We start from the raw sequence: 24,515 nt of genomic DNA on the forward strand, positions 1-24,515 counted from the left end.
CATGAACGAGACCCCAGAGCACGCCCCGGTGCTGCATTCCACAGCCATGTACACCTCCGCGGCCAGCGCCCTGGCCGCCATGCTGCCCACCGCCGAAGGCATCGAAGCTGTGCTGCATACGGGCTCGCGGCACCAGTGGCTCCCCGGGGCCACCGGCCCGGTGGTGAGCGCCACGTTTGTCGGGGAGCAGTCCGCCGATGTGGTGCTGCACCTGCACTCCCGCCAGCTCGGCGCGTCCTCCGAACGGCGCGGCGCCCGCCTGGGCGCCGAAGACCTGCTGCGCCCGGCGCTGGATGCGGCTACCGGCGTGCTGGGGGCCGGGGTGCTCACCGTGGAACCCTCCATCGGCGCCGAGGCCACCCTGGCCGCCACCGACACCGTCGGCTTCGAGCTGCGCACCGCATCCGGCGAGGCGGCAGGCTTCTTCGCGCTGCGCCTGCGCGAGAACGCGCCGAGCGCCGCCGCCCCGGCGCCGGCCGCAGAACAGGACATGGCCAGCCGGCTCTCGCGCATCTCGAATGTGGAAATGGCGCTGACCGTGCAGATCGGGCGCACCCGGATGTCGGTGCGCGACGTGCTCGGCCTGGAACCGGGCACCGTGATCGAGCTGGACCGCTCGGCCGGCGCCCCTGCCGACGTGCTGCTCAACGGCCGGCTCATCGCCCAGGGCGAGGTGGTGGTGATGGACCAGGATTACGGCGTGCGCATCACCCGGATCCTGGACACCGAGGCGATGGGCGCCTGAGCGTGGACAGCCTGTTCCTGCTGCTGCGGGTGCTCGTCTCGCTGGCGGCGGTCTTCGGCCTGCTTTTCTACCTGCGCAAGAAGCTCCCGGCACGCTTCACCGCACCCAAGGACGAGGCGCTGAAGGTCATCTCCCGCCAGGCCATCGGCCCCAAGTCGTCGGTGGTGCTCGTTGAGGCCTGCGGTTCGCGCTACCTGCTGGGGGTCTCGGACTCCGCGGTCAACGTCCTGGACAGCATGCCCGGCAGCCATCCTGCCGGCCCCGGACGGGGCGACGAGTCCCTGGACTTCGCGGAGCACGAGGGGGCGGACGAGCAGCCGACCGCCGGACTCGAGCTGCCCGCCGCCATCGAGCCGGCAGCTGGCGAGGCACCGACCGCCAGCCAGCCGGTGCTGCGCGGGCGGCGCACCCTGCCCGAGGTGGTCGACTTCGACGCCGAGCTGCGCCGCCACCGGGCCGAACTGCCTGAGCCCGGGCCGCTTGCTCCACGCCGTGCCGGGCGTCCAAGCCTGGTCGCCGGGTCCATCCTGGACGCGCAGACCTGGCGCGATGCCGGCCAGGCGCTGCGCCAAGGACCGAAGCGGTGAGCGCCCGCACACCGCGGCGTGCGGCGTGCCGGGTGCTGCTGGTGCTGGCCGCGGTGCTGGCCTGGCTGCTGCTGCCCGCGGCCGGGGCGCTGGCCGCCCCGATCGAGCCCGGCGGCGACGGCAACGGCGGTCTGTCGGTGGAAATCAACGGCCCCAACGGCACCCCGAGCTCGGGCATCGTCACGCTCATTGCCATCACCCTGCTCTCGGTGGCTCCGGCGCTGCTGCTGATGGCCAGCTCCTTCACCAAGATCTTCGTGGTGCTCGCCTTCACCCGCAACGCCCTGTCCCTGCCGAGCATTCCGCCGAACCAGGTGCTGGCCGGCCTGGCCCTGTTCCTTTCGCTGTTCATCATGTCGCCGGTGCTCGGGCAGATGAACGAGCTGGGCGTGCAGCCCTACCTGGATGGCACCGCCGACTTGTCCACCGCCCTGGAGCACGGGCTGGCGCCGCTGCGCGAATTCCTGCTGGCCCACACGCGTGAGGCGGACCTTGCGCTGATGACCCGCGCCGCGGAACTGCCCAACCCGGCCAACCCGGAGGCCGTCCAGCTGTCCACGCTGATCCCGGCGTTCATGGTCTCCGAGCTGCGCGCAGCCTTCATCATCGGCTTCGTGATCTTCGTGCCTTTCCTGGTCATCGACCTGGTGGTGGCCTCGGCCCTGATGTCCATGGGCATGATGATGCTCCCTCCGGTGATGATCTCCCTGCCCTTCAAGATCCTGTTGTTCGTGCTTGTCGACGGATGGTCCCTGGTGGTCACGGCCCTGGTCGGCTCCTACCAGCTGGCGGGAGGCTGAGCCATGGATTCCGCGTCCGTGCTGGACATCGGCCTGTCCGGGCTGGTGCTCGCCGCCAAGCTGGCCGCCCCGGTGCTCGTCACCTCGCTGGTGGTGGGCTTCGCCATCTCGCTGTTCCAGTCGATGACCCAGATCCAGGAGATCACCCTGTCCTTCGTGCCCAAGGCGGTGGCCGTGGCCATCGCACTGGTGGTCTGCGGTCACTGGATGATCTCCGAGGCCGTGCTGTTCACCCACGAGCTCTTCGGCCGGATCCCCGGGCTGCTGGGAGGGAGCTAGATGCAGTTCACCCTGCCGCTGGCTTTCCTCGAGGTGCTGCTGCTGGCCGCAGTGCGGATCACCGCCTTCCTGGTGGTGGCACCGCCCTTCTCGCACGGGGCGATCCCGCTGCGGATCAGGGGGATGCTGGGCGTGGGCTTGGCGCTGGCCACCACCCCGGGACTGCTGGAAGGCTACCGCTCGCTGGACACCGCCGGGTACCTCGGCGCGCTGCTGGCCGAGCTGCTGGCAGGGGCAGGCATGGGCTTCCTGGTGATGCTGGCCTTTTCCGCCATCCAGTCGGCCGGAAACCTGATCGACTTGTTCGGCGGATTTTCCATGGCCCAGGGCTTCGACCCGCAGTCCATGGTCAACGGCGCGCAGTTCGCCCGGTTGTTCCACTTCGCCGCCCTGGCTCTGCTGGTCTCCTCCGACGGCTACCAGCTGGTGCTGGCCGGAATCTACCGCTCCTTCTCCGCGATCCCGCTGGGTGCCGGGCTGGCGCTGCCGGCGATGGCGGAGAACCTGGGCGAGCTGCTGGGCAGCATGTTCCTGGCCGCCGTGCAGATCGCCGGGCCGCTGCTGGTGGTGCTGGTCCTTGCCGACCTCGGGCTGGGGCTGCTGACCCGGGCCGCGCCGGCGCTGAACGCCTTCGCCATGGGCTTCCCGCTGAAGATCTTCATCACCCTGGCCCTGGCCGGGACCGTGTTCGTGGTGCTGCCCTCCGTCGTCTCCGCCCTGGTGGGCGACGGGCTGTCCGCGCTGCCGGCGGTGGTGCCGCGATGAGCCAGGAAGCGGGGGAACGCAGCGAAAAGGCCACCAGCCAGCGGATGAAGGAGGTGCGCTCCAAGGGCAAGACGACCCGCTCGCAGGACCTGGCCGCCTGGCTGGGGATCGCGGCGGCGGCGCTGATGGTCCCCGGGGTGCTGCACCGGGCGCAGGAAGCCGGCCGCGAGCAGTTCGCCGCCCTGGACGCACTGGCCGCCGACCCGCAGCCGGCGGTGGCCCTGGCGCTGCTCGCCCGGGCGCTTGGGGCGATCGGCGGGATCATCCTGCCGCTGTTCGCGGTCTGCCTGGTGGTGCTCGTGGCGGTCTCCGCGCTGCAAGGGGGCATCAGCTTCCGCAAGTTCACCCTGGACCCGGCGCACCTGAACCCGGTGTCCGGCCTGCGCCGCGTCTTCGGCTTCGGCGCCCTGTGGCAGGGGGCCAAGGCCCTGGCCAAGGTGCTGGTGATCGGGGTGGTGCTCTGGCTGGTCATCGCCTGGATGATGCCGCTGCTGCTGCAATCCGGGGCGCTGCCGCTGTCCTCGCTGCTGTCCACCGGCGGGCAGGGAGCCAGCTGGCTGATCCGCGCCTCGGTGGCCGCCGGGCTGGTGCTGGCCGCCGCCGACGTGCTGGTGGTCATGCGGCGCAACCGCAAGCACACCCGGATGACCCGCAAGGAGGTCGCCGACGAGCACAAGCGCAGCGAGGGCGACCCGCTGCTCAAATCCCAGCGGCGCAGCCGGGCGCTGTCGCTGAGCCGCAACCGGATGATCGCCGCGGTGGCCGATGCCGACGTGGTCATCGTTAACCCCACGCACGTGGCGGTGGCCCTGCGCTACCAGCCGGGCGTATCCGCACCGACGGTGGTGGCCAAGGGCGCCGGGCAGATCGCGGCGAAGCTGCGCGAGGAAGCCGCGGCGCACCGGGTGCCGCTGGTGCGCGACATCGCCCTGGCCCGCTCGCTGCACGCGGACTGCGAGATCGGCCAGGAGATCCCGGCGGCGGCCTACACCGACGTGGCCCGGGTGCTGGCCTTCGTGATGCGCCTGAAAGCCCGGGGAGCGGCCTCCGGAATCCATACCGCCCCGTCCGCCCCGCCGGCCGCCGGCTAGGAAGCGAGGAAGAACAATGAACTTTGCCAACCTGTCCAAGGTAGCCGTGCCCGTGGGCGTGGTGGGGATCGTGCTGCTGCTGGTCGTCCCGGTCCCGGCGGCGCTGCTCGATGCCCTCTTCGCCACCAGCATCCTGCTTTCCCTGGTGATCCTTTTGATCACCATGTTCGCAAAGCGCCCGCTGGATTTCTCCGTCTTCCCCTCGCTGCTGCTGGTGGCCACGCTGCTGCGCCTGGGCCTGAACGTCGCCTCCACCCGGCTGGTGCTCGGCCAGGGCTACGCCGGGCAGGTCATCGAGGCCTTCGGGCAGATCGCCATCGGCGGTTCGCTGGTCATCGGCTTCGTCGTTTTCCTGATCCTGGTGGTCATCCAGTTCGTGGTGGTCACCAAGGGCGCCGAGCGCGTGGCCGAGGTGGGCGCGCGCTTCACCCTGGACGCCATGCCAGGCAAGCAGATGGCCATCGATGCGGATCTGAACGCCGGGCTGATCACCGACAGCCAGGCGCGCGAGCGCCGGGCCGAGGTGGCAGCCGAAGCTGACTTCTATGGGGCGATGGACGGAGCCAGCAAGTTCGTCAAGGGCGATGCCATCGCCGGGCTGGTGATCATCATCATCAACCTGCTCGGCGGCATCGGCATCGGGATGCTCTCGCGCGGCCTGGGCCTGGCCGAGTCGCTGGAAACCTACGCGCTGCTGACCATCGGCGACGGGCTGGCCACCCAGATCCCGGCCCTGCTGATGGCGGTGTCCACCGGCATGATCGTCACCCGCTCCAATGCGGCCGACGACATGGGTGCCACCGCCAGCAAGCAGCTGGGCCAGTCCCGCGCCGCCCTGCTGATCGCCGGCGGCTCGGCCATCGCCCTGGCCCTGATCCCCGGCATGCCCAAGGTGCCCTTCGTGCTGATCGGCGCGGCGCTGATCTGGTTCTCGCTGCGGATCAAGGCCCGCGAGCAGCGCGAGGCCGACGCCGAGAAGGTCGCCGAAGCCAACCAGCAGGCCAGCGAAGCGGCCGAAACCCCGGAGCAGCTGCTGGAGAAGATGCGCGTGCACGCCATCGAGGTGCAGTTGGCCGCGGACCTGGTGGACGTGGTCAACGGCGGGGCAGACGACCTGCTGGCACGGGTGCGCGCGCTGCGCCGGCGCGTGGCGATGGAGCTGGGACTGGTGCTGCCCCCGGTGCGCACCAGGGACAACGTGGCGCTGCCGCCGGCGAGCTACGCCATCCTGGTCGCCGGGGTGGAAGCCGGGCGCGGCACCGCCCCGCGCGGCAAGGTGCTGGCATTGGGCGAGCAGCTGGGCGCGCTGCCCGGGGAACTGGTGCACGAGCCGGTCTTCGGGCTGCCGGGCAAGTGGGTGCCCGCAGAGCTGCGGCACAATGCGGAGATGGCCGGAGCCACCACCATCGACCGGGTCTCGGTCATCGTCACCCACCTGTCCTCGATCGTGCGCGCCCAGGCGCCGCGGTTGCTTTCCCGCGAGGACGTGCGCGTGATGACCGACGCGCTGCGCGAGCAAAGCCCCTCGGCGGTGGAGGAGCTCATCCCCGGGTTGCTCTCGCTGGCCGAGGTGCAGCGGGCGCTGCAGGGGCTGCTGGCCGAGGAGGTGGCGATCAACGACCTGCCGCGCATCTACGAGGCCCTGGCCCTGCAGGCCAAGAACGGCACCGCCCCCGAAGCGCTGGTTGAGGCCGCCCGCGAGGCGCTGGGCCCCGCCATCGCCGCGCCCTACCTGGAAGGCAAGGTGCTGAAGGTGGCGATGATCGACCCGGTGCTCGAGCAGGGAATGCTCGAGGCGTTGCGCCCGGCCGAGGGCGGCAACCAGATCATGCTCGATGCCCCGCGGCTGGAGGGCGTGCTGGACTCGGCCAAGACGCTCGGCGCCGAGCTGGAGGCCCGCGCAGTTTCGGCGGTGCTGGTGTGCGCCCCGGCGCTGCGCCCTGCGGTGCGCCGGCTGCTGGGGCAGGCCGGAGGCTTCGCCGCGGTGCTCTCCTACCAGGAGGCCACCGCCGGCGGGGCACAGATCGAGACGGTGGGGGTGATCCGCGGTGCCAACGCGCTTCCTGCTTAAGGGCAGCAGCCTGCGGCAGCTGCAGGAGCGGGCCGTCGCCGAATTCGGCCCCGATGCTTTCTTGGTCTCGGCGGAGAAGATCACTACGCCGCGCGTCGGAGGGCTGCTGCGCGAGCACCATTACGAGGCGGTCATCGAGATCCGCGATGCCCGCCCGCCAGTTGCACCGTCCCCGGCAAACCCCGTGCAGCCCAAAACGGCCCAGCCCAATACGGCCCAGCCCAATCCAGGGCAGCCCGGCTCGCGCTTGCGCACCCGAGCGCGGATGCAGGTCCCGCCGCGGCCCGGAAGCCATCCCGAATCCGGGCTGGAACGCCTGCTGGCTGCCGCCGAGTCCTCCGAGACCCGCCTGGCAACGCGGCAGGCCGCCCCAGTCGGCAGCCAGGGCAGCGACTTTGCCTCGATTCTAGACGAGCAGAGTTTTGCACTGGAACCGGCGGCCGGGCGCCGTGCCGCCGGCCGCGCCGAAGCACCACGCGGGCAAAAGCTTCGCCCTGCAACACCCCGCCAAGCCGCCCCGGTGGCCCGTGCCGCAGAGCTCGCCGTGCGCCGCCAGGTGGGGGACCTGGTGCTGCTGGTCGGGCTGGGCACCGATGCCGTGACTGCGGCCGCGGCACTGGACGACGGATCGGTGATGCTGCGCACCACCGGACAGCCAGATGCCCTGCACCGGCCAGTCACCGACCGGCGCAGCGCCATGAAAACCCGGGCGGCGGCCGTGGCCGAAGGCTGCAGCGTGCTGCTCGCCGATTCACTGGCTGGGTTTAGCGCCGCGGCGGACGCGGCCGAACGGCTGGAGGTCCTCGGGGCCGACCAGTTGCTGGTGGTGGTTGATGCTCGGCACAAGTCCGAGGACACCGCCCGCTGGGTGGGCGAGCTGGGCGGGAGAATCGGGATCCACGGGGTGCTCGTGCTGCATTCGCAGCTGACCGGTACCCCGGACTCGGTGCTTGAGCTGGGCTACCCGTTACTGCGCCTGGATGCCGCCGGGCACCTCCCGGTGCCTCGCGGCACCCGGTAGGATGGAACGGTGCTGGTACTTACTCGAAAAGTTGGAGAACAGGTCCTGATCGGCGAGGACATCGTGGTCACGGTCCTGGAAGCCAAAGGCGACTCCCTCAAACTGGGCATCGACGCGCCAAAGGGCGTGAAAATCCACCGGGCCGAGGTGCTCGCCGCGGTGATCGAGGCCAACCAGAAAGCAGCCGCCAGCACAGGCCCGGCCGCCGAGGACAAGCTCAAGTCCTTGTTTGCCGCCCCGGCACCGGATGCCGCGCACCGGCAGCCCCCGGCCGGGGGCTAGGCGCGCGCCACACCTGCCTGGTAGGCCAGCAGGGCCGCCTCCACCCGATTGCGTGCGCCGAGCTTAAGCAGGATCGAGGTCATATGCCCCTTGACTGTGGCCTGGGTCAGCACCAGCTGCCCGGCGATTTCCGCATTTGACTGCCCTGCCCCGACCAAGGCCAAGACGTCCAGCTCCCGACCGGTCAGGGCCGAAACCCGTGCCACGGCGGCGGCCGCGGACTGCGTGTCGATGCCGCGCACCCGTTCGACGAGCCGCCGTGCAATGCGCGGCGAGAGCGCCGCAGCTCCGTCGGCCACCGCGTGCACCCCGGCAATCAGTTCCTCGGGTGCAGAACTCTTGAGCATGAAGCCGCTGGCCCCGTGGGCCATGGCCCGATCGATGTATTCTTCTTCCCCGAAGGTGGTCAAGATGATGACCTTCGCCGCAGGATCCCGGGCGATGAGCTCTTCCAAGGCGGAGAGCCCGTCCAGCTGCGGCATCCGGATGTCCATGAGAATGACATCCGGATCCAGGCGGCTGGCCAGTTCGAGACCGCGCACCCCGTTCTCTGCCTCGCCGATAACCCGCAGTCCCGGAGCGCTGCCGAGGATGGCCGCCAGCCCGGCGCGAATCAGCGCATCGTCATCCACCAGCAGCAATGTGAGCACGCGTGCATCTGCCATGTTCTTCCTTCTTCCTGGAATCATCACAGTCCTAGTCCAGCGGGTAGAGGTGATCCATGGCCACTAGTGTTCCCTCGCTGAAGCACAGACGGAACATGTCGCTGCCCAGATCCAGCGGACCGTTGCGTGCGGCGTAATAGCGGCATTGGGCACCGGCCGGGGCCAGCGGGGCATCGATGATTGGCAACGGCTCATCCAGTCCCTTGGCCGTGGCGATGGCCTCCACCTGCTCGCGGTCCATCCCTATTGATAGCTGGCTGAAGCTGGCCGGAGACAGGCCGGTGGCCCGGTAGGTAGCCGCCTGCAGCTGGTACAGCCCGAAGCAGAAGGCGAGCACGATCACCGCCGGGATGAGCACAGCCAGCCACCGGCGCGGCCTGCGCGTGGCAGTGGCCGGCACGGATGCCAGTGCAACTGGCGCGGCGCTGCGGGGGATCTCCGCATGCACGGTGAACCGCCCGGCAGACGGACTGGCCTGCAACTGCCCGCCCTGGGCCTCCAACCGGTCCCGCAGCGAGGCCAGGCCGGTGGCCCCGGATCGGCGGGCGGGGGCAGGGTCGGGCAGGTCGGTGGAAATCTCGAGGGAAACTCGCTGCAGATCCCCGGCCATGGTGATCCGTACCGCCGAATCCGGCGCGTACTTGGCCGCATTGGTCAGGGCCTCCTGGATTACGAAGGCCAGCAACGGCCCCCAGGAGGAGGTGGCCGCCTGCGCCAGCAATCCCTCAATCCCTGCTCGTCGATGCAGGCCAGCGACATCCCCTCGGACTCGGCGCGCGCGATGATTTCCAACGGGGCCAAGCCAATAGGACCCAGGATCTCTGGCACCGCAGTGCCCGGAGACAGGGGAGCCGCAGCCTGGGGATCGTTGAGGACGCCAATGATGCGGTGCAAGTTGTCCACCGAGGCGTCGGCCTGCTCACGGATTTTCGCCGCCTGCGCCTGGGCCGGCGAGTCCTTTGCCACGCTCACTTGCAGCACCGAGGCCTGCAGGGCCAGCAAGGCAAGGTCGTGGCCCAGCTGGTCATGCATCTGCCCGGCCAGCCGCGAACGTTCCCGCAGGCCCGCCTGGATGACAAGGTGCTCGCGCTCCTGCCGCCGGAACTCCAACGAGATGCGGCGCGAGCGGCCGATGAACCAGGGCAGCAGCACGAAGAGCACCACAGCTGTCAGCAGGTTCAGCACGAAGCCCAGCACGCTCAGGTGGGCGGAGAAGACCAGGGAGATTGCGGCCAAGGCGCCGCCCAGGCATAAGGCGGTGACGCCGGCCGACAAGGAAGCAACGCGTCGCCCGGCCCCGTAGCCGACGGCGATGGCCGCAGGGGCCAGCAGCAGCCAGGCTCCAGATGCGGAAATAGGCACCAGGTAGGCCGCCAGGCCCAGGCCGGACAGCCACAGCCACTGGGACCATTTTTGGACCCGCCAGCCGGCCCGGGAAACGCGAGAAGAAAGCATGTCTTCATGCTAGTCAGGCTGGAGCCCAGGCAACACCGACTTTAGTAGGGGAATGGCGGGCCGAAGTAGGGACCAATGCCCGGGGCGCAGGGACGGGGCGGGTTCCTACAGTGGAAGCCAAATGGAAGGAAACCCCATGATCACCCTAGACTCGCTGACCAAGGACTACGGGAACAACCGAGCCGTCAACGAACTGAGCTTCACCATAGAGCCCGGAACCGTCACCGGGTTCCTCGGACCCAACGGGGCCGGCAAATCCACCACCATGCGCATGATCCTCGGACTTGATGCACCCACCAGCGGGAAGTCGCTGATAAACGGGGTGGGCTATGAACAACTGCGCTATCCGACGCGCACCGTGGGAGCGCACATCACAGGAACCGCCGGCCACCCCGGACATACGCCTCGTACGCACCTGAAAGCCCTCGCGCAAAGCAACAAGATCCCGGCCAGCCGCATCGATGAAGTCCTGGCCCACGCCGGACTCGAATCGGTAGCGGCACAACGCATCGGCGGTTTCTCGCTCGGCATGCGCCAACGCCTGGGCATCGCCGCCGCTCTGCTCGGCGACCCGCAGATCCTCATCCTGGACGAGCCGATGAACGGCCTGGACGCCGAAGGCATCGCCTGGATCCGGCAGCTCATGAGGAACCGGGCCGCCCAGGGAGGGACAGTTTTCGTCTCCAGCCACCTGATGAGCGAAGTGCAGCAGGTTGCAGACCAGCTGATCCTGATTGGGCGCGGAGAACTGATCACCCAGGCACCTACCGACGAGCTCATCAAGGGCTTCGCACAGCAGGTGATTACAGTCCGCGCGCCGCAAGCTTCGGCGCTCGCCGGAGCCTTGGCCGGCCACGGTGCTGAAATCACTGAGGGTGGCGGAAACCGTCTGGAAATTTCCGGGCTTTCCCTGGCGGAAGTCGGCGCCATCGCGTTCAGCAACGGTTTCGAACTGCACGAGTTGAGCCAGGCACGCGGATCACTTGAATCGGCCTATGACCAATTGACAAGAGACACTGTGGAATTCACTTCAAGCACGGCAGGAAAGGCGATGGGCAAATGAGCTCGCCAGCAATCAACCAAGCACGTCCGGTTTGTCAGCCCCAGCGCTGATGGCCGCAACCCGAGCGGAAACCACCAAGTTCTTTGGCCTGCGATCCCTGACCGGGTTGTTCCTTGCCGAGTTCGTGGCAACCATCGCGTTGAGCTGGGTCCTGGGCATCAGCGCGAAAGCCAGCGGGGACAACGGCTTCGACACCGCGATGCCAGCCCCTTTGCTGGCCTTCGCCACCTTGCAATTCGGCCAGCTGTTCTTCGCGGCCGCCTCAGCGCTGCACATCACCAACGAGTACTCCAGCGGAACCATCGCCAGCTCCCTGCAGGCTGTCCCGCGACGCGGCATATTCCTCGGGGCCAAAGCGCTACTGCTGTTCATCGTGAACTTCCTGGCCGGTGTCGTGATGATCTTGCTGGCCACCATTCCCACAGCGCTGAGCGCAGGGGAGTACGGCACATTCAGTTTCCCTGACATGGTGTCCGCGGCACTAGGAGCCGGAACCTACCTGGCGTTGCTGAGCTTGATGGTTCTTGGATTGGGTTGGCTCTGCCGCAATTCTGCGGGACCATCGTCTGTGCAATCATGCTGGTCATCGGGTTGCCGCAGATTCTGCAGCTGATCCCTATTGAGTGGATCCAAGAAGTGATCCAGTATTTGCCAACCAGCGCGGCGACGTTCATGGCGACCGGAGCCAGCGAACCCTACGGGCCAACGGTAGCCCTGCTGGTGTTGGTAGCCTGGAGCGTGGCCTTGCTGGGCGCCGGATGCATCAGCTTGAAACGTCGGGATGCCTAGCCATGGGCGGTCGCCAGGCCGCCGGCCAGCGAAATTGCGCAGGCAGTGCACGGCGGGGCATCCGGCGTGATGCCCGAAACTCCCGCCGTGCGCATGCCGCCGCTTCTCTAGGCCTTGGACCGCAGCTGGGCCCGGTCGCGCCATGCTGCGGTGCTCCACAGCGCGAGCGCTATCAGCGCCGGCTGGAAGAAGAGCCGGGCCAGTCGTTTCGCGTCGGTGTCCAAGCCGAACGCATCGCGTCCCTCCTGCCACTGGGCTAAATTGCCGGGGAACACCGCGACGAAGAAGAGCGCGGCGATCCAGCCCACGGCTACCCGATTCTTGAGCAGCGCGAGCAAGGAAAGTCCCAGGCCGATTTCCACGACTCCGGAAAGGATGACCGTCAGATCCGGATCCAGCGGGACGAAGTCCGGGACCTGGGAGCGAAATTCCTCGCGGGCAAAGGTCAGATGGCTGACCCCGGCGAAGCCGAGAAATGAGCCGAGCGCTATCCGTGCTCCGTGCCGGGCGAAGCCCAGCGGCTTCCCCTCCCGGGAGCTAGTCATCGCTGACGCTCACCAGGACATCGATGTTGCCGCGGGTGGCATTGGAGTAGGGGCAGACTTGGTGAGCCGCATCAGCCAGTTCCTGGGCCAGTGCGGGTTCCAGGCCGGGAATGATGACTTCCAGCTCTACCGACAACTTGAATCCGTTCTCCCCGTCGCGGTTCAGGTGGACACGGCCGCCGACGCTGGAGTCCTCAATTTTTACCTTGCGGCCGCGCGCGACCAGATTTAATGCCGAGTGGAAGCAAGCGGCGTAGCCAGCGGCGAACAGCTGTTCCGGGTTGGTCCCGGCGCCCGAACCGCCTAGTTCTGCCGGGGAGGCCAAAACCAGGTCGAGCTTGCCGTCGGGGGTCTGGACTCGGCCTTCGCGGCCTTGGCCGGTGGACAGGGACTCTGCGGTGTACAGGGTTTCCATGGAATTGCCTTTCGTTGATGGTAAAAGCTCGCAGCTATTTTCCGGAGGATCCCTCCGGAGCAGGGATTTCCTGCATGGAAGTGGTGATGCGGTGCAGGGTTGCCAGCAGCGCTTTGGCGCTTTGCATGTCCGGCAGTCCGGTACCGCAAGCAATCTGCGCCGGTATGTGCGCCAAGTCCTTGCGCAAGGATGTTCCAGCGGGAGTCAAGCTGACGTTGACGACGCGGCTGTCCTGGCCATCGCGGCGGCGTTCAATAAAGCCCTTCTGCTCCAGCCGGCGGAGTAGCGGAGACAGGGTCCCGGAGTCCAGCTGGAGCATTTCGCCGATCTCGCGCACCGGCTTATCGCCTTCGGTCCACAGTGAAACGAGCACCAAGTACTGGGTGTAGGTTAGCTGCCACGGGGCGAGCAGTTCGGTATATGCGCGAGTGGTTGCCCGGCTTGCCGAGTAGAGGGAGAAGCACACCATATCGTCAACTATTGCCATGGAATAATGATTGCACACAATTCAATTGTGCACAACTTAAATATTAATGGTTTATCCGAGCTTGGAGCTGCAATCAACGCAGAACGGGGATTTGGACGTGGACGCGCTTCGCGTCCGTGAGCTGCCGTCGCTAAGCTGGGATCCATGAGCATCGGAAAACACCCGACGAAGGCCAGCGGGCGCAACTGCCCCCGCCTGGCGGTCGTCCGCTCGCTGTTCCTGATCAGCGCGGTGCTTCTCGGCTTGTTCTCGATGCATGTGATGAACCATGGAGCCCAGACGCAGTCCTTGGCCCCGGTGGCCCATGCACATCCGGCAGACGCCGAGCCCACGCCACATGCGCCGCCAGCCGACGCGGGTGGCTCGGAGCAGGGCTGCGCCGACTGTCCGATGGACCATGGCATGGCCGCCGCGGGTTGCGTGTTGGCGCTGCTGGCCATGCTGCTGTTCTTGCGCCCGCCGCATACCGTAGCCGTGCTCCCGACGGCGTTCCCGCAGACGTTGTGCGCGGCATCGGCGCTGCCTGGTATCGGGCCGGAAAAACCTGATCTGGTTGCCTTGGGGATCTGCCGAACGTGAGGGCTTGGCCGGTCCACGCACCGGCTTCCGGCTGGTTCCGGCGCCGCCGCAGGCGGGCGCCGTTCACGTTCGATATCCACCAGGAGAATTACCATGAACAAGCAGATCCTCATTTGCAGCGCCCTCGTGCTGGGCGCAACGCTCGCCCTCGCCGGATGCTCGGGGGAATCATCAAGTACCCCGGCGCCGAGCGCCTCAGCGTCCGATTCGCATGCCGGCCATTCCATGGACCAGTCAGCGTCAGCCAACGATGCCGATATGGCTTTCGCTTCGGGCATGAAGGTGCACCATGAACAGGCGATCGAGATGTCCGAGATGATCTTGGGCAAGAAAGACATCCCGCAGGAGGTCACAGCCTTGGCCGAGCGCATCAAGGCAGCCCAGGCGCCGGAGATCGAGCGAATGGATGGATGGCTGGACGAGTGGGACATGCCAGAAGGCATGGACCACGGCAGCATGGAGCACGATGGCATGGTTCCGGAAGACGGGATCAAGGCACTGCAGGAAGCTTCCGGAAAGGAAGCGGCGCAGCTGTTCCTCGAGCAGATGATCATGCATCACGAAGGTGCGGTGGACATGGCCGAGTCGGAGCTGGAGGACGGCCAGGATGCCGAGGCCAAGGAATTGGCTGGGCAGATCATCGACTCGCAAACCACTGAAATCGACGAGATGAAGCAGCTGCTGGCCGGCCTGTAAACGGTGCTGCGAACCAGGAAGATGGGATATCACTTGACTCAACGAATTTCGCCCCCTTGCACTGCACGCTGGAAGGCAGCGGCAACCGGCGCTGGAACCGTCCTGGCATTGGCCCTCCTCGCAGGGTGCAGTGCCGGGCAGCCAGCAAGCCAGTCTGCCACGACGGCGATCGACGCCGAGCACGCAGGGCAGTTCCTTGCCGAGCTGGGACTGGAGGGGTTGGACGCCAAGCAGGTCATCGACCAGCTCGATCGCTTGCCGAAGGACCAACGGCCTCAGGACTTCACCGCCCAGGTGAAGCCAACGCAGCTGGTGCTGGCCGATGAATCGGGACGCACCGCGAACCTGCCGCTGCCCGAAGGCCAGTACTACCTCTCAGCCGCACCCTACGTGGACCAGACGCACAGCTGCCATTTCCATAGCCTCACCACCTGCGTGGGGCAGCTGCAAGGCGTGGAAATGAAAGTCAAGGCAGTCAACTCGGATACCGGTGAAGTTCTGGTGGACAAGGAAATGGAATCCTTCGACAACGGATTTATCGGCCTGTGGGTTCCGCGGGGAATTACGGTGGAGCTGGAGTTCACGTACCAGGGAAAGACCGCGCAGACCACGGTGTCCACCGCCGGGGATGAGAACGCTACCTGCCTGACGGAGCTGCAGCTGGTGTAGCACCAATTGCCGCCGGCAGAGCACGATAGAACTCGGGCCTGCAACCACCGCTGTGGTTGCAGGCCCGAGTTCTATCGATGCTGAAAGCTAGCCGTCAGCCTTGGGCGGCGTCTGCTTCATCATCTCTTCGAACGCGCGGCGTTCCTTGCGCGAGACCGGAATCTGTCCGGTCAACGGGTTGACGACCTGCTCGGCCGGTGCCGCCGGCTTTTCATTCTGGCCAGCCTTGCCCTTGTCCTTGACTAAGGCCTTGTCTTCCGACTTGGCCTTAGTCTTGGCATCGGCTGCCGGTGCAGCCTCCGGCGCGATCTTGGCGCTGGCGCTGTCCATGGCACGGGTCAGGTCCTGGGCCGCGGTGTGCTGCTGCGCAGAATGCTTGCGCGCGGAGCGGGCCTTGGCGTTCTTCTCCTTGCGGGACTCGACCAGGCGGTAGAGCACCGGCACCAGGATCAGCGTGAGCAAGGTGGAGGAGACCAGGCCGCCGATGACCACCACGGCCAGCGGCTGGGAGATGAAGCCCGACTGGCCGGTCAGGCCCAGGCCCATCGGCACCAGAGCGAAGATGGTCGCCAGTGCGGTCATCAAAATCGGGCGCAGGCGCTGGCGGGCGCCGTGCATGATGGCATGCTCCAGGGCCATGGCCGGGCGCTCCGGCGTGTCCTGACGGTACTGGTTGATCAGGTCGATCAGCACGATCGCGTTGGTCACCACGATGCCCACCAGCATCAGCATGCCGATCAGCGACGGCAGTCCCAGCGGGATGCCGGAGATCAGCAGCAGGCCGATCGCGCCGGTGGCGGCGAAGGGAATCGAGACCAGCAGGATCAGCGGCTGGATCAGGGACTTGAACGTGGCCACCATGATCACGTAGACAATCGCGATGGCCGCCAGCAACGCCAGGTACAGCTGGTTGAAGGACTCGGCCTGCTCGGTGGCCGCGCCGCCGATTTCGGCTGTGGCGCCCTCGGGCAGCTGCACCGACTCCAGGCGCTCGGTGACGTTCTTGGACACATCCCCGAGCATGTTCTCTGCAGGGGCCAGGGTGACGGTGGCGATCCGCTCGCCGTTGGAGGTGGTGACCTGCTGGACCACCTTGGCGCGTTCCACGGTGGCCAGGTCCTGCAGTTCCTTGACGCCGGCGGCGGTCGGGATCTTCAGCTCGCGCAGCTTGTCAAGGCTGTCCAGGTCCATGCCCTCGCCGATCTGCACCGTCATGTCGGTGTAGTCCAGGCGCAGCGTACCGGCAGGAACAGGGGAGACCTGGGAGGCGACCATTCCCGCCAGCTGGGTTTCGGTCAGCCCGGCCTCGGCGGCCTTGGTGGCGTCGATATCGATGGATACCTGCTCGCGTTCGGCCGAGAGATTATCGGAGATTTCGGTGATGTGCTCGGTGCCTTCCAGCGCCTCGCGGGTCGCGGTGGTCGCCTCGCGAAGGATTCCCTCATCCGGGGCCTTGATCTCGACGGTGACATCGCTGGACATCATGGCCGAGGAGTTCGAGCCGAAGCTCAGATCCAGGTCCTTGGGCAGGTCCAGTGCCTCGACCTGCTCGCGCACCGTGTTCTTCAGCGCTTCCTGGTCCGCATCGGGATCGGTGATCACGGTGAAGCTGGCGGTGTCAGAGCCGGAGGAGAACATGGCCGCCATGCCGCTGGCGGTGCCCACGGTCAGCTGGACATCTTCGATGCCGTCGATGTCCGCGAGCTTGGATTCGATCTTCGCCGCTTCCTTCTCGGTGGTTTCCATGGCCGTGCCCGACGGCATTTCGGCGGTGATGGAGATCGAGTTCTCGCCTGTGGAACCCAGCAGGTTGGTGTTCAGCAGCGGGGTCATCGCCACGGTACCGGCAAGCACCAGCACGGAGGCGAACAGCGTGATGACCGGGTGCTTCTGGGTCTTCTTCAGCACCGGGATATAGGCGCGCTGCAGCCAGGACTTGTCTTCGGCTACGTGCACGGTGTGGGTTTCGCCGCTGCCCGGGCGGTGCGGCAGGAACCAATACGCCAGCACCGGGACGATGGTCAGCGAGACCAGCAGCGAGGCCAGCAGCGCGATGGTCATGGTCAGCGCGAACGGGCTGAACAGCTCGCCGGCCATGCCGCCCACCAGGGCGATCGGCAGGAACACCGCCACGGTGGTCAGGGTCGCCGCGGTAATGGCGCCGGCAACTTCCTTGACCGCCAGCAAGATGGCCTGCGCCTTGGATTCTCCGTGGGCCAGATGGCGCTTGATGTTCTCGATGACCACAATCGAGTCATCCACCACGCGGCCAATGGAAATGGTCAAAGCGCCCAAGGTCAGCATGTTCAGCGTGTACCCGAAAACGTTCATCCCGATGAACGTCGCCATCAGCGACAGCGGGATGGAGATTGCGGTGACCAGGGTGGAGCGTACCGAGAAGAGGAACACCAGGATGATGATCACGGCGAAGCCCAGGCCCAGCGCGCCTTCCAGTGCCAGGTGCTTGATCGAATCCTCGATGAACGGCGCCTGGTCGAAGATCGTGGTCATCGTGGCCTTGTGGCCCAGCTCCGCTTCCAGCTCGGCGAGCATCGCGGTGATGGCATGCGAGATGGCTACGGTGTCGCCATCCGGGGTCTTGGTGACCTGGATGGACAGGGTCTCCTCGCCGTTGGTGCGGGTGATGCTGGTGGCCTCGTCGGCCTGCACCGAGACCTCGGCGACGTCCTTGAGCAGCACCGGGCCGTTGTCGGTGACCAGCGGGATGTCCTTGATGGCGTCCAGGGTATCCGGGGTGGAACCGGCGATCACCGGAAGCTCCAGTCCGTCGACGTCCATGTTGCCGATCGGCATGGGGGAGCCGGCGTTCTCGATGCCGTCCTTCAGATCCGCGACGGACAGCCCGGCCTCGCGCATCTGGCTGTCCTTCGGGATCACCGCAATGTGCTGGGAGGAGCCGCCGGAGACCGAGGCCTCGCGCACGCCGTCGATCTTCTGCAGCTTGGGCAGGGTGATGCGCTCCACGTCGTCGTTCAGCGCTTCCAGCGACTGGTCCGAGGAGACCGCCAGGACCAGCACCGGGAAATCGGCGATGGAACCGGCGAAGGCGGTCGGCTCCACATCCTCGGGCAGCTGGGACTTGGAGTTGGCAATGGCCCGTTCCACCTGGGTGCGGGCGCGGTCCATGTCTGTGCCGTATTCGAAGGTCAAGCCGATGCGGGTGAAGCCGGTCTGCGAAGTGGCGGTGGAGGATTCCAAGCCCTCGACAGCCTGCAGCGCGGTTTCCAGCGGTTCGGCGACCTGTTCGTCGATCACCTCGGGGCTGGAACCCATTTGGGTTGCCATGACCGAGATCTGCGGGAATTCCAGTTCCGGGATCAGCTCCTGCTTGAGCGATCCCATGGAAATCGCGCCGAAAACGGCGGCGAAAACCGTGATGAGCGCAATGAGCGCCCGGTTCTTCAATGACAAGATGGCCAAGCGCTGCATGCGGGTGCGGTCCTCGTTGTGTCGCAGTGGGAAGGGCTTATATCCAACTTTAGTTGGTTGCCGTTGCACAACGGTCACCGAGAGATGTTAAGCACGCAAAAATCATCCGAATGGACTACCCGGCAGCCGCACGGGGCCGGAATTGGATGCTGCTTTTTGATTTTTCGGGCTTGCGCCATTCAGCCGGCCTGACCCATGCGTCATCGGATGCCGCGGGTGCTTCCTTGGGCGGGAAACATTGGAAAGCGATCCCGGCCGTTGTGAATTGCCGTTGCCATTGATCAGTTGAAGAATCTGCCGATCGCCCGGCTCTTTTGGCCCGAATCGCGCGCATACTCGATCTACGGGATCGTCCCGCGGAACTTCGCAGAGGGGCAGGGCAGCCATGGATCGGGATACCTTACGCAGCGTGCAGAAGCCATTGAAGCAGCTGTACCGCGAGCAGCCGGAGGCTGGAAGCCTCGTGCTGGAGGCCAGCGGAACGCTCGGAAAAGAAGGGCTGTCCTGCTCGGTGCACACCGGCCAAGCCCTGGTGGACGCCGGCCTGCACCCTTCCACCGGCGGGGACGGGACATTGGCCTGCTCGGGGGATATGCTCCTGCAGGCGCTGGTGGCATGTGCCGGTGTCACCTTGGCCACGGTGGCGATCAACCGCTCGCTGAGCGTGAGCGTCAGCGTCCACGCGAGCGGCGTGCTGGATGTGCGCGGCACCTTGGGATTGGATCCCGACGTCGCGGTGGGCTTCAGTTCGATCAAGTTGTCTTTCGAGCTGCAGACCGAGGCCAGCGAGCAGGAAGTGGCGCAGCTGATCGAGGCCACCGAAAAGTATTGCGTGGTGCTCCAGACCTTGAAATCCCCGCTGGACATCGAGGTCGCCGCGTCGGTGCAATAACCCGAAGTACTGCTTAGCCCGGATATGCGAAGAACCGCCCACCATTGCTGGTGGGCGGTTCTCGTGGTGCTAGGTGGCTACAGTCCCAGGGACTTGTCGGTAGCTGCCTTGACCTCTGCGTAGAGTGCCGGGTTCTCGTTCAGCTTCTGGCCGTAGGAAGGAATCATGTCCTTCAGCTTCGACTCCCAGCCGGCAAACTGCTTAGGGAAGCAACGCGAAAGCAGGCCGATCATGATCGGGGTAGCGGTCGACGCGCCTGGCGAAGCGCCGAGCAGGCCGGAGATCGAGCCGTCCGAGGACGTGATGACCTCGGTGCCGAACTGCAGCACGCCGCCCTTCTTGGCATCCTTCTTGATGACCTGGACACGCTGGCCAGCGGTGATCAGTTCCCACTTGGAGCCATCCGCCTGAGGGAAGTACTCTGCCAGCGACTCGTCCTTCTTGGCGCGCGACTTGAGAACTTCCTTGATCAGGTAGGTGGTCAGATCCAGGTTGTCCTTGCCCACGGCCAGCATCGGGATGATGTTGTGCGGACGCAGGGACAGTGGAAGATCCAGCTGGCCGGTGGACTTCAGGAAGTTCATCGAGAAGCCGGCGTACGGGCCGAACATCAGCGAGCGCTTGCCGTCGACAAAGCGGGTGTCCAGGTGCGGCACCGACATTGGAGGTGCGCCCACGGAAGCCTGGCCGTAGACCTTGGCATGGTGCTGGTCGATGACGGTCTCGTCGGTGCAACGCAGGAACTGCCCGGAGACCGGGAATCCGCCGAAGCCCTTGATCTCGTCGATGCCTGCCTTCTGCAGCAGCGGCAGTGCTCCGCCGCCCGCGCCGACGAACACGAACTTGGCCTTGACGTTCTTCACGGCGCCCGAAGCATTGTCCTTGACGGTCAGCTCCCAGCCGGCGCCCGAACGCTTGAGGCCCTTGACCTTGTGGCCGTAGTTCACCGAGGCGCCGGCGGCGCTCAGCGAGTCGGTCAACTCGCGGGTCAACCGGCCGAAATCGACGTCGGTGCCGGAGACCACGCGGGACGCGGCGACCTTCTGCGAGGCGTCGCGGCCCTTGGCGACCAGCGGGGTCCACTCGTTGATGGTGCCCAGGTCGTTGGTGATTTCCAGTTCGTCGAACAGAACGTTCGGCTTCAGCGCCTCGTAGCGCGTCTGCAGGTACTTGGAGTGGTCCTCGCCGATGACGAAAGACATGTGCGGCAGGGCGTTGATGAAGCTGTTGTCAGCTACGCGCTTGTTCTCCACGGCCCACGAGTAGAACTGGCGGGACACCTGGAACTGCTCGTTGATGCCGATGGCCTTGGCCGGATCGACCGAGCCGTCAGCCTTGGCAGCGGTGTAGTTCAGCTCGCACAGTGCCGAGTGGCCGGTGCCTGCGTTGTTCCAAGGGGAGGAGGATTCCTGCCCGGCCTTGTCCAGGTTCTCGAAAAGACCAATGGACCAGGTTGGCTCCAGCTGGTTGATCATGGTGCCAAGGGTGGCACTCATGATGCCGGCACCGATTAGTACTACGTCAAAAGATTCGGTTGACGTTTCAGAAGGCACGAGGATCTCCATCGACAGTGATACTTTGCTCTCTCCCAGAGTAGACCCATATCCCCGGGGGCCAGAAATCGTTAACTGGGTTAACGGTCGCTAACTTGAGATGGACGGTGAATTCGTCATCTGCACATCCGCGTAGCACTCGTTGAGCATTGGCGATGGCGGATAGAAGGTGACGTTCCCGTTAAACGCCAGCGCAGAGATCGGAAAAACCAAGGGGAGCGCGGGCAGATCGGTGTTCAGGGTCTTGAGGATATCGGCATAGGCAGCGGTCCGCTCCTCGCCAAATGGGACGGAACGAGCCAGCATGACCTGTGAGTCAAGTAACGCCGAGGTGTAGCCGAACTCATTCTCCTTGGACGCCAGGATGCCCGAAAGGAAGTCGTCGGCGGAACGGTAGCCGCCGGAGAAGCCCAGCAGGTGCAGCCCATTGAAGTCCTTGGACTGCACGGTCTGCACATAGCCGTCGGTCCAGGCGATCGGCTTGGGCTTGATGCGGATCCCCACCGCGGCCAGGTCGTCGGCGATCTGCGCGAAGGTGCGCTCGGGCAACGGCAGGTAATTGCGCGAAACCCGCAGCGGATAGGCGAATTCGATTTCTTCACCGTCGTAGCCCAGCTCGCCCAGCAACGCCTTGGCCTTCGTGGCGTCGTGGTTGGGGGTTTCTTCCGGAGCCGGAATGCTCAGCGCGGGAGGCAGCAGGGTGGAAGCATGCTTGGATCCTTGCAGGAACAGCTTCTCGGCCAGCGAGCTGCGGTTGATCGCATGGGCGATGGCCAGGCGGAAATCCGGCTTGGCCAGCCACTTGTTGCGTTGGTCCATGCCCAGGTAGAGCACCGAGAAGGGGTCGCGCTGGACGACCACCTTGGCATTGCGCACCAGTGTGCGCATGATGTCCACCGACACCATGTCGAAGCCGTCGATTTCATCGGCCAGCAGCGCGCCTTCGCGGTTGTAGGGCGAAGGAACTGCGGAGATCAGCGCGACTTCAGGATGCCCGGCGTTGTTGTCCAGGCGCGCCTGGTTCCAGTAGTCCTTGAAGATCTCCAGGCGCACCACGCCGTTGCCATTGGAGACGAAGGCGTAGGGCCCGGTACCTACCGGGTGGGTGGACAGCGACTGGGCAGGATTCTGTTTTGGTCCGCCGGTCAACGCGCTGGGTGCAGCGATGGCCATGCCCGGCAAGGTCAGCGCGTCGACCAGCCCTGGCAGCCTGCGGCGCAAGTTCAAGGTGACCACGTACTCGCCGGTGGCCTCGACGGACGCGAAATAGCTTGCCGAACCCGCGGAGGATTTGCCTTCAAAGAGCTTCGTCTCGAACTGCTTGGACAACTCTTCGAGCTGCTCGGTGCGCGACTGCTGGGTAGCCAGCTCTTCTTCGGTAGCCTCGCCAGTGCTCTTGAAGGTCTTCTCAAGTTCCCTGGCGGTGGGCAGCTTGGGGATGTCGCTGTCGATGTGGAAGATGTTCGCGAAACCCTGGCTGGAGGCGGTGCGCAGCTGCGGCGACAAGTTCTCCCAGCGGTTGAAGTTGGCGACCACTGCCTTTGCGGTCAATTCGGTGCCGTCATGGAAGAGCACTCCCTGGCGCAGGGTAAAGGTGTAGCGCAGGCCGTCGGGGCTTTCGGTCCAGGACTCGGCCAGGCCGGCTACGGTGCTGCCGGTATCCGGATCGATATCGACCAGTGTTTCGTAAACCTGGCGGGTGATCCGGAAGGATTCGTTATCGCCGACGATGGCTGGATCAAGCTTGACCGGGGGAGCGGCTGCGGCCAAGCGCAGGGTCCGCGGAACAGGCTTCGCGCTGGCGGAGGCCGAGGGCGAAGCGGAGGCAGCGGGCCCGGAATTGCCGGTGCAGGCGGTCAGCGCCAGTGCGGTTGTCGCCAATGTACCGGTCAGCAATGCGCGTCGTGATACGGGTTTCGGTGGCAATTCGGGCACGGGGATGGCTCATCTTCCTTCGGCAGGCGGTACTGCTTTGCGCAGGGAACAAGCAGGGAGCAATGCGCAAAGGTATTTATCAAAGATAGCGCACCACGTCCACTGCTCCGGGAGCCAAAACTCCCGGAGCCGTCAACTGTCACTAAATTGTTAGCTGCGGTGCACGCGGTTCTCGCCGTCGTTGCCCGCCGCCCAGGCCTGCACCTGCTTCTTGAGCAGCTTCACCATGCGCGGGAAGAACGCCTTGGTGTTCCCGCCATTGTGCGGAATGACCAACGCATTGGGGTGCTGCCATAGGGGATGGCCGGCAGGCAGCGGTTCCGGGTCGAAGACATCTGATGCCATGTTCAAGCGGCCCGAGGCGACTTCCGCCACGATGGCGTCGGTGTCCACCACCGGACCGCGGGCCACGTTGATGACCGTCGCGCCGTCAGGAAGCTTGGCCAGCAATTGCGCATCCACCAGGTGGCGGGTGGAATCATTCAGTGGCACGATCAGGATCAGCACCTCGATTTCCGGCGCACGAGCCGCCAGCTCGGAGGTTCCGAAGACCTCGCCATGCTCATCGGTGCGGGCGGTCGATCCGAAGCGCAAGAGATTGACTTCGAAAGGCTCCAGGCGCTTGCGGATCTCCTCGCCGATGCCGCCCACGCCAACCAAGCCCACGGTACGGTCAGCTAACCCGGGCCATTGCTGGGGATTCCATCGGCCCTGCTGCTGATCGCGCACCGATTGCGGAAAGCCTCGCAAGGACGCGATGGCCAGTCCCAGTGCCATCTCGGCGGTAGCCGCCGCGTGGACGCCGGCCGCTGTATTGATATCGGCGCGGTCGCCGATCAGGTCGATCATTCCATCAAAGCCGGTTGTCTGCGTCTGGACCACCTTGACATTGGGCGCCTTGCGGACGTTCTTCAGCGTCTGGGGATTCGCCATGTAGGGAAGGACGGCAATGTCGATGTCTTCCAGCGGGGTCTCGGGGTCGTTCTCCAAGTCCCAGAGCACTGCCTTGAGATTTTCCGGGATCGGTCCGACCGCATCAATCAGTTCTTGGGAGGGGAATGAAATCGTTCGTTGGGTGCTCATGGAATCACTGTACAAACCCCTTCCGCTCTTTGGTAGTAACCCCTAGTCATCTCCTGTAATGAAGGTCACCGCGGAATACTGGCAATCGAATTTGCGCTGAGGGAAATTGCTGGTAGAGTTTTATCTCGTTGCGAAAGCGCGAAGCCCGAAAAGCTTCTAGAACATCGCAGCGGGCGCCTCTAGCTCAATTGGCAGAGCAAATGACTCTTAATCATTAGGTTCCGGGTTCAAGTCCCGGGGGGCGCACGAACAATTTGTTCGGTTCACCAGACAGCTTGTTTATATAAATCAATACGCGCCTTTAGCTCAATTGGTAGAGCAAATGACTCTTAATCATTAGGTTCCGGGTTCGAGTCCCGGAGGGCGCACGAAACAAAGGTCAGGCTTCGGTCTGGCCTTTTTTGTTGACCATGCGCGATTCTGCGCTCCGGTCATGGCGCCAGGCCGAAATTTACCGGCCGCGGGGCTTGTCCGCTGGCAATGCCGGGGCGGATCAGCGCTTCGACTCATGCCCGTTTGCGGCTCGCGGCGCAGCGACCGCGATGGCGAACTTCTAGCGGGTGGTCGGCGTTATGGAATATGCAACTACGGTGCGCGA

The 24,515-nt window shown here is 65.5% G+C and carries 26 protein-coding genes and 2 tRNA genes; 18 read left to right on the forward strand and 10 right to left on the reverse strand.

Translation table 11 applies throughout. From position 1 onward, the window contains the following. Position 1 precedes the first annotated feature (1 nt). Genes fliN through csrA form a run of 9 tightly spaced genes read left to right on the forward strand, consistent with a single transcriptional unit; the run spans position 2 to position 7,641 of the window. Complete coding sequence (gene fliN / locus F0M17_RS06870) at positions 2 to 745, forward strand: flagellar motor switch protein FliN (RefSeq protein WP_149596737.1); 744 nt, start codon at positions 2 to 4, stop codon at positions 743 to 745. A 2-nt stretch (positions 746 to 747) separates the two neighbouring features. Next, the gene (locus F0M17_RS06875) at positions 748 to 1,332 is read left to right on the forward strand and encodes a flagellar biosynthetic protein FliO (RefSeq protein ID WP_168201969.1); all 585 of its coding nucleotides are present in this window, start codon (positions 748 to 750) and stop codon (positions 1,330 to 1,332) included. Further along, the gene (gene fliP, locus F0M17_RS06880) at positions 1,329 to 2,132 is read left to right on the forward strand and encodes a flagellar type III secretion system pore protein FliP (RefSeq protein WP_121866618.1); all 804 of its coding nucleotides are present in this window, start codon (positions 1,329 to 1,331) and stop codon (positions 2,130 to 2,132) included. The genes F0M17_RS06875 and fliP overlap by 4 nt, the downstream gene beginning before the upstream one ends. Positions 2,133 to 2,135: 3 nt before the next feature. Continuing rightward, on the forward strand, positions 2,136 to 2,411 hold the full coding sequence (gene fliQ, locus F0M17_RS06885; protein WP_073707563.1) for a flagellar biosynthesis protein FliQ: 276 nt from the start codon (positions 2,136 to 2,138) through the stop codon (positions 2,409 to 2,411). Then, positions 2,412 to 3,176 (forward strand): flagellar biosynthetic protein FliR, encoded by a 765-nt coding sequence (locus F0M17_RS06890; RefSeq protein WP_121866619.1) that lies wholly within the window; start codon positions 2,412 to 2,414, stop codon positions 3,174 to 3,176. Continuing rightward, entirely contained in the window at positions 3,173 to 4,267 is a 1,095-nt protein-coding gene (locus F0M17_RS06895) for a flagellar biosynthesis protein FlhB (RefSeq protein ID WP_149596738.1), read from the forward strand. The genes F0M17_RS06890 and F0M17_RS06895 overlap by 4 nt, the downstream gene beginning before the upstream one ends. Before the next feature lie 16 nt (positions 4,268 to 4,283). Further along, positions 4,284 to 6,338, forward strand: coding sequence for a flagellar biosynthesis protein FlhA (locus tag F0M17_RS06900; protein ID WP_149596739.1), 2,055 nt, complete (start codon positions 4,284 to 4,286; stop codon positions 6,336 to 6,338). Continuing rightward, complete coding sequence (locus F0M17_RS06905) at positions 6,316 to 7,359, forward strand: hypothetical protein (RefSeq protein WP_149596740.1); 1,044 nt, start codon at positions 6,316 to 6,318, stop codon at positions 7,357 to 7,359. The genes F0M17_RS06900 and F0M17_RS06905 overlap by 23 nt, the downstream gene beginning before the upstream one ends. Positions 7,360 to 7,368: 9 nt before the next feature. After that, on the forward strand, positions 7,369 to 7,641 hold the full coding sequence (gene csrA, locus F0M17_RS06910) for a carbon storage regulator CsrA (protein WP_149596741.1): 273 nt from the start codon (positions 7,369 to 7,371) through the stop codon (positions 7,639 to 7,641). On the opposite strand, the gene F0M17_RS06915 is transcribed toward csrA, so the two are convergent. From F0M17_RS06915 to F0M17_RS06925, 3 genes are read right to left on the reverse strand one after another with little or no spacing between them, the layout of a single operon-like run. Beyond that, a complete protein-coding gene (locus F0M17_RS06915) occupies positions 7,638 to 8,306 on the reverse strand; it encodes a response regulator transcription factor (RefSeq protein WP_083586897.1) in 669 nt (222 codons plus the stop codon). The two genes, csrA and F0M17_RS06915, sit on opposite strands and share 4 nt — an antisense overlap. Before the next feature lie 31 nt (positions 8,307 to 8,337). After that, a complete protein-coding gene (locus F0M17_RS06920; protein WP_149596742.1) occupies positions 8,338 to 9,027 on the reverse strand; it encodes a hypothetical protein in 690 nt (229 codons plus the stop codon). Beyond that, positions 8,976 to 9,761, reverse strand: a complete 786-nt coding sequence (locus F0M17_RS06925; RefSeq protein ID WP_149596743.1) for a sensor histidine kinase — start codon at positions 9,759 to 9,761, stop codon at positions 8,976 to 8,978. The genes F0M17_RS06920 and F0M17_RS06925 overlap by 52 nt, the downstream gene beginning before the upstream one ends. A gap of 136 nt (positions 9,762 to 9,897) precedes the next feature. Between F0M17_RS06925 and F0M17_RS06930 the strand changes: the two genes are divergently transcribed. The 3 genes from F0M17_RS06930 to F0M17_RS17440 are packed head-to-tail and all read left to right on the forward strand — an operon-like array spanning position 9,898 to position 11,613. Next, positions 9,898 to 10,824, forward strand: coding sequence for an ATP-binding cassette domain-containing protein (locus F0M17_RS06930; protein WP_149596744.1), 927 nt, complete (start codon positions 9,898 to 9,900; stop codon positions 10,822 to 10,824). A 31-nt stretch (positions 10,825 to 10,855) separates the two neighbouring features. Beyond that, positions 10,856 to 11,437, forward strand: coding sequence for a hypothetical protein (locus F0M17_RS06935; protein WP_210416704.1), 582 nt, complete (start codon positions 10,856 to 10,858; stop codon positions 11,435 to 11,437). Between the two features lie 23 nt (positions 11,438 to 11,460). After that, the gene (locus F0M17_RS17440; RefSeq protein ID WP_168201970.1) at positions 11,461 to 11,613 is read left to right on the forward strand and encodes a hypothetical protein; all 153 of its coding nucleotides are present in this window, start codon (positions 11,461 to 11,463) and stop codon (positions 11,611 to 11,613) included. A gap of 107 nt (positions 11,614 to 11,720) precedes the next feature. Here the strand turns inward: F0M17_RS17440 and F0M17_RS06940 are convergent, their stop codons facing one another. The 3 genes from F0M17_RS06940 to F0M17_RS06950 are packed head-to-tail and all read right to left on the reverse strand — an operon-like array spanning position 11,721 to position 13,060. Beyond that, the gene (locus F0M17_RS06940) at positions 11,721 to 12,158 is read right to left on the reverse strand and encodes a DoxX family membrane protein (RefSeq protein WP_073707554.1); all 438 of its coding nucleotides are present in this window, start codon (positions 12,156 to 12,158) and stop codon (positions 11,721 to 11,723) included. Further along, entirely contained in the window at positions 12,151 to 12,573 is a 423-nt protein-coding gene (locus F0M17_RS06945; protein WP_149596746.1) for an organic hydroperoxide resistance protein, read from the reverse strand. The genes F0M17_RS06940 and F0M17_RS06945 overlap by 8 nt, the downstream gene beginning before the upstream one ends. 34 nt (positions 12,574 to 12,607) lie before the next feature. Further along, a complete protein-coding gene (locus tag F0M17_RS06950) occupies positions 12,608 to 13,060 on the reverse strand; it encodes a MarR family winged helix-turn-helix transcriptional regulator (protein WP_236641100.1) in 453 nt (150 codons plus the stop codon). 144 nt (positions 13,061 to 13,204) lie between these two features. Between F0M17_RS06950 and F0M17_RS06955 the strand changes: the two genes are divergently transcribed. The 3 genes from F0M17_RS06955 (at position 13,205) to F0M17_RS06965 (ending at position 15,004) form a co-directional block, all read left to right on the forward strand. Continuing rightward, complete coding sequence (locus F0M17_RS06955) at positions 13,205 to 13,639, forward strand: DUF6153 family protein (protein WP_149596747.1); 435 nt, start codon at positions 13,205 to 13,207, stop codon at positions 13,637 to 13,639. A gap of 93 nt (positions 13,640 to 13,732) precedes the next feature. Then, positions 13,733 to 14,335 (forward strand): DUF305 domain-containing protein, encoded by a 603-nt coding sequence (locus F0M17_RS06960; protein ID WP_038991366.1) that lies wholly within the window; start codon positions 13,733 to 13,735, stop codon positions 14,333 to 14,335. A gap of 33 nt (positions 14,336 to 14,368) precedes the next feature. Continuing rightward, positions 14,369 to 15,004, forward strand: a complete 636-nt coding sequence (locus F0M17_RS06965) for a CueP family metal-binding protein (protein ID WP_149596748.1) — start codon at positions 14,369 to 14,371, stop codon at positions 15,002 to 15,004. Between the two features lie 87 nt (positions 15,005 to 15,091). On the opposite strand, the gene F0M17_RS06970 is transcribed toward F0M17_RS06965, so the two are convergent. Then, entirely contained in the window at positions 15,092 to 18,454 is a 3,363-nt protein-coding gene (locus F0M17_RS06970) for an efflux RND transporter permease subunit (protein ID WP_149596749.1), read from the reverse strand. 385 nt (positions 18,455 to 18,839) lie between these two features. Here F0M17_RS06970 and F0M17_RS06975 point away from each other — a divergent pair, with 385 nt between their 5' ends. Continuing rightward, on the forward strand, positions 18,840 to 19,346 hold the full coding sequence (locus F0M17_RS06975; RefSeq protein WP_149596750.1) for an OsmC family protein: 507 nt from the start codon (positions 18,840 to 18,842) through the stop codon (positions 19,344 to 19,346). A gap of 77 nt (positions 19,347 to 19,423) precedes the next feature. Here the strand turns inward: F0M17_RS06975 and F0M17_RS06980 are convergent, their stop codons facing one another. The 3 genes from F0M17_RS06980 to F0M17_RS06990 all read right to left on the reverse strand — a co-directional run bounded on the left by F0M17_RS06980 (position 19,424) and on the right by F0M17_RS06990 (position 23,917). After that, positions 19,424 to 20,917 (reverse strand): malate:quinone oxidoreductase, encoded by a 1,494-nt coding sequence (locus F0M17_RS06980; RefSeq protein ID WP_256370210.1) that lies wholly within the window; start codon positions 20,915 to 20,917, stop codon positions 19,424 to 19,426. A gap of 72 nt (positions 20,918 to 20,989) precedes the next feature. Beyond that, a complete protein-coding gene (locus F0M17_RS06985) occupies positions 20,990 to 22,834 on the reverse strand; it encodes an ABC transporter substrate-binding protein (RefSeq protein ID WP_168201971.1) in 1,845 nt (614 codons plus the stop codon). Between the two features lie 150 nt (positions 22,835 to 22,984). Further along, positions 22,985 to 23,917, reverse strand: coding sequence for a 2-hydroxyacid dehydrogenase (locus F0M17_RS06990; protein ID WP_149596753.1), 933 nt, complete (start codon positions 23,915 to 23,917; stop codon positions 22,985 to 22,987). Between the two features lie 173 nt (positions 23,918 to 24,090). On the opposite strand from F0M17_RS06990, the gene F0M17_RS06995 reads away from it, so the two are divergent. Beyond that, positions 24,091 to 24,163 (forward strand) — tRNA-Lys (locus F0M17_RS06995). A 49-nt stretch (positions 24,164 to 24,212) separates the two neighbouring features. After that, positions 24,213 to 24,285 (forward strand) — tRNA-Lys (locus F0M17_RS07000). The last annotated feature ends 230 nt before the right edge of the window (positions 24,286 to 24,515 follow it).

It is taken from the genome of Glutamicibacter sp. ZJUTW, assembly GCF_008370855.1.
Lineage (GTDB): Bacteria > Actinomycetota > Actinomycetes > Actinomycetales > Micrococcaceae > Glutamicibacter > Glutamicibacter nicotianae.

Bases quoted from the DNA above. Each gene is read 5' to 3' on its own strand.
- fliN (WP_149596737.1), top strand. From the start codon at position 2: ATGAACGAGACCCCAGAGCACGCCCCGGTGCTGCATTCCACAGCCATG.
- F0M17_RS06990 (WP_149596753.1), bottom strand. From the start codon at position 23,917: ATGAGCACCCAACGAACGATTTCATTCCCCTCCCAAGAACTGATTGAT.
- fliQ (WP_073707563.1), top strand. From the start codon at position 2,136: ATGGATTCCGCGTCCGTGCTGGACATCGGCCTGTCCGGGCTGGTGCTC.
- F0M17_RS06940 (WP_073707554.1), bottom strand. From the start codon at position 12,158: ATGACTAGCTCCCGGGAGGGGAAGCCGCTGGGCTTCGCCCGGCACGGA.
- F0M17_RS06955 (WP_149596747.1), top strand. From the start codon at position 13,205: ATGAGCATCGGAAAACACCCGACGAAGGCCAGCGGGCGCAACTGCCCC.
- F0M17_RS06900 (WP_149596739.1), top strand. From the start codon at position 4,284: ATGAACTTTGCCAACCTGTCCAAGGTAGCCGTGCCCGTGGGCGTGGTG.
- F0M17_RS06970 (WP_149596749.1), bottom strand. From the start codon at position 18,454: ATGCAGCGCTTGGCCATCTTGTCATTGAAGAACCGGGCGCTCATTGCG.
- F0M17_RS06945 (WP_149596746.1), bottom strand. From the start codon at position 12,573: ATGGAAACCCTGTACACCGCAGAGTCCCTGTCCACCGGCCAAGGCCGC.
- F0M17_RS06890 (WP_121866619.1), top strand. From the start codon at position 2,412: ATGCAGTTCACCCTGCCGCTGGCTTTCCTCGAGGTGCTGCTGCTGGCC.
- F0M17_RS06930 (WP_149596744.1), top strand. From the start codon at position 9,898: ATGATCACCCTAGACTCGCTGACCAAGGACTACGGGAACAACCGAGCC.
- F0M17_RS06925 (WP_149596743.1), bottom strand. From the start codon at position 9,761: ATGCTTTCTTCTCGCGTTTCCCGGGCCGGCTGGCGGGTCCAAAAATGG.
- F0M17_RS06915 (WP_083586897.1), bottom strand. From the start codon at position 8,306: ATGGCAGATGCACGCGTGCTCACATTGCTGCTGGTGGATGACGATGCG.
- F0M17_RS06960 (WP_038991366.1), top strand. From the start codon at position 13,733: ATGAACAAGCAGATCCTCATTTGCAGCGCCCTCGTGCTGGGCGCAACG.
- F0M17_RS06950 (WP_236641100.1), bottom strand. From the start codon at position 13,060: ATGGCAATAGTTGACGATATGGTGTGCTTCTCCCTCTACTCGGCAAGC.
- F0M17_RS06895 (WP_149596738.1), top strand. From the start codon at position 3,173: ATGAGCCAGGAAGCGGGGGAACGCAGCGAAAAGGCCACCAGCCAGCGG.
- F0M17_RS06975 (WP_149596750.1), top strand. From the start codon at position 18,840: ATGGATCGGGATACCTTACGCAGCGTGCAGAAGCCATTGAAGCAGCTG.